This is a genomic window from Pseudoalteromonas sp. (genome assembly GCF_041613455.1).
Classification (GTDB): domain Bacteria; phylum Pseudomonadota; class Gammaproteobacteria; order Enterobacterales; family Alteromonadaceae; genus Pseudoalteromonas.
This window is the reverse complement of sequence record NZ_JBFJHD010000279.1, coordinates 1-3,327: the sequence shown is the minus strand read 5'-3', so window position 1 is coordinate 3,327 and position 3,327 is coordinate 1. Positions and strand designations below refer to the sequence as shown.

Genomic DNA, 3,327 nt, shown 5'->3' with positions numbered 1-3,327 from the left:
TGCCGAGCTGGCAAAACTTACCGCACTAAGTAGCGACGCTAAAAGTAGTTTTTTCATCATCTTCCCTATTGTTATTTGACAACCCGCAGAATAAGCCGCGGCAGCTGAAAAATCGACAGTTAACTCAAGGTTGATACAATTCAAACCAAGTTAGTTACACTTTAATTACACAACATAACGCTTTGCGCGAATTCAGCTGCTAAACAGCAGTCATTTTATGCCCCCTAGCTATATATTGGTATGGGACCATGCTAGTACTGCCCTTTTTACGCTAGTAAAGTCGCCATAAAACAACTAAATGGCAACGCCCCTTATAAATTGTGTTATTTTTGTTATGATTCTCCTGCAATTTAGTAAATGGAGAATAATAATGTCGGAACAGCATAACCACATTTGTGATTTTGGTTTACATAAAGGCGAACCGTATACCCGCCTCTCGGCAAGTTTCTTGACTTGGATGGTAGGTACTAAGCATCAAAAGGCCCACTATGCCAGCGCAGAATTAAAGCGCAGAGAATTGGCAGCCACAAAACAATTACGCCGTGGCTAACTAGCTGAGCTAAAAAAGTGTGTTTTGTAGGTAAACTGGTTAAACTATGTGCCTAAAAACGTAACTGGCTTTTTTAATATAGGTATTTTATGCGCATCACCTTGTTGTTTTGTTTTGCTTTTTCTGTCCTCGGCTGCAGCTCTCTCCCGCCGAGCTTGGATGCACCGCAGTATTTAACAGTGCTACATACCAACGATAATCACGGCCGCTTTTGGCACAATGACAAAGGCGAATACGGTATGGCGGCACGTAAAACGCTGATTGACTCAATACGTGCTAAAGCTGAAAAACAAGGTCATGCAGTATTACTGCTGTCGGGCGGCGATATCAATACCGGCATTCCCGAGTCTGATTTACAATTTGCTGAACCTGACTTTAAGGGTATGTCGCACATAGGGTATGATGCCATGGCATTAGGTAACCATGAGTTTGATAACCCCCTCAGTGTACTTAGACAACAGCAACAATGGGCTTCTTTTCCTTTCTTATCGGCTAATATTGTCTCAAAAGCCAGTGGCGAAAACATAGTAGACGGTTATAAAGTCTTTAACAAAAACGGCTTAACCATTGCTGTAATTGGTTTAACCACCACAGACACCGCTAAAATTGGTAACCCAGAGTATATTAGTCAATTAGAGTTTCAAGATCCCGTAGCGGTTACCGCACAATTAACTGAAAAAATTAAAGCGCGCTATAACCCCGATATCACCATTGCGGTAACTCATATGGGCCATTATGTTGATGGCAATCACGGTATCAACGCGCCAGGCGATGTTACACTAGCTCGTTCGTTACCACACAATAGCGTGGATATGATCATTGGCGGTCACTCGCAAGAGCCGGTGTGTATGCGCGCACTCAATAAAACCGACGCACACTTTCAACCCGGCCGCGCATGCCAACCCGACCGTCAAAATGGCACCTGGATCATGCAGGCCCATGAATGGGGCAAGTATGTTGGTAAGGCTGAATTCAAACTGGAAAAGGGCCAATTGACCCTGCTCGATTATCAACTATTACCGGTTAATTTATATATAGAACAATCACACGCAGATGGCACCACCACAGCGGTGTTAGCTAATGATTACATTGCACCAAACCCAGAATTACAGGCATTTCTAGCGAAGTTTCAAGAGAAAGGCGCGCAACAAATTGAGGGGCAAATAGGCTATGTTAATCAAAGACTCGAAGGCGATCGCAGCAAAGTACGCTTTCAACAAACTAATTTAGCGCGGGTGATTATTCAAGCGCAAATGAACAGCACCGGCGCCGATTTTGGTATAGTAAGTGGTGGTGGGGTGCGCGACAGCATTGCCGCGGGTAAAGTGAGCTATAAAGACATTTTAAAAGTGCAGCCGTTTAAAAACAAAGTCGCCTATATCGACTTTAAAGGGCATGAATTATGGCAATATTTAGCGACTGTCAGCCGTTTTCCGCCAGACTCCGGTGCCTATCTGCAATATCACAATATTCGCTTTGAGCACCACAACAATAAACTGGTCAATGTATTCATTAATGGCGAAGCGATTGATGCTAATAAAACTTATCGCATGAGTATTAATAGCTTTAATGCGGCGGGAGGTGACGGCTATCCGGTACTCACTGACCGAGCGGGGTTTGTGAGCACAGATGAAACCGACTCCCATGCGCTAAAACGTTTTTTTGCTGAGCACAGCCCGGTTGACGCTGCGCTGTTTGCGCCGCAGTAACCTGATTGCACACTAAATAGGTGAGTAACACCTTACTTGCCTATTATTTCCAGCTGCCCTTTATCAATATTAGCTAGTGCGTAGCTATGCAGTCGCGAGCGCGACCCTTCACCAAACGCCTTTGGTGGATAAAATATTGCTTTTTGTTCAGGGTAGTCATTAAGGACTTCATCTAATGCTGCACGTATTTCGCTGAGTGTTTTTTCTAGGCTGTTATTAAAGTTTGGCCGTTTGCGAATAATATGCCCTAACTCCACCAGACGGTCGAAGTATTTATTCGCCAGTGTCAGCAGCTCATCGGGTACATCTTTATTGTGACTCAGTACTATGTCCTCATTGTTGCTGCAAAATTCAATCAGGGCTAAATAAAAGCTTAGCGGTTTATTTGCTAACGCTACTTGGCACTGTGGTTGTTCACTAATAGAAACGTTTTTAGTTTTAAGGTTGATAATTAATTTTGGCTCACAGTGTGTTTGCAGTGGTTGTATTTTAGTTAGCCGCTTCACCTGTTGCTGCTCTGCAGTCGCTATCGCTTTAAACCACCCGCCTATCCCCAGGCTGATAATAAAAATAACTAAGTAATAAAAACCGAACAGCCAGTTCCATGACAGCTGTTGTTGCTCAAACACTAAGTATACAGCGCCGTTACTGGTATCGAGCTGGCTCGAAAACTGGGTGGTGCTAAGCTGAATCGGCAGCTCCTGATTAGCGAAAATATTTAACAGTAAGAAATCACTGTTATCCAATTGTAGATTGATTTCGTTAACATAGTTATTGATATAAGCGGTGTTACTGGCATATTTAAGTAATTCATTCGACAAGTCTAATAAAGGTAAATCGAGTGCCACGCGCTTTTCTACTGCCGCTAATTGCTGCTGTTGTAGATGCTGGCGTTGATGATTCACCGAGTAACTAAACACGGCTGACAACAGCAAAAAACACAATAGTGTCACAATAACGGTAGGATAATAAGCGCGCCTCATAATAACGCTCCCTTACGGGTGACCACATCACCCTGACACTGCCAAAACGATTGCGCCTCTTTATAGTAATGCAGCGTTTGCTGCT

Annotated in this window: 3 protein-coding genes; 2 read left to right on the top strand and 1 reads right to left on the bottom strand. The window is 43.6% G+C overall.

The window, feature by feature from the left end; all coding sequences use genetic code 11:
• Positions 1 to 370: 370 nt before the first annotated feature.
• On the top strand, positions 371 to 550 hold the full coding sequence (locus ABYB02_RS15870; protein ID WP_372763365.1) for a hypothetical protein: 180 nt from the start codon (positions 371 to 373) through the stop codon (positions 548 to 550).
• Positions 551 to 639: 89 nt separating this feature from the next.
• Positions 640 to 2,259 carry a bifunctional UDP-sugar hydrolase/5'-nucleotidase UshA gene (gene ushA, locus ABYB02_RS15865; protein ID WP_372763364.1) on the top strand — a complete coding sequence of 540 codons (1,620 nt, stop codon included), beginning with the start codon at positions 640 to 642 and terminating at the stop codon, positions 2,257 to 2,259.
• 32 nt (positions 2,260 to 2,291) lie between these two features.
• On the opposite strand, the gene ABYB02_RS15860 is transcribed toward ushA, so the two are convergent.
• Complete coding sequence (locus ABYB02_RS15860; protein WP_372763363.1) at positions 2,292 to 3,242, bottom strand: hypothetical protein; 951 nt, start codon at positions 3,240 to 3,242, stop codon at positions 2,292 to 2,294.
• Positions 3,243 to 3,327: the final 85 nt, after the last annotated feature.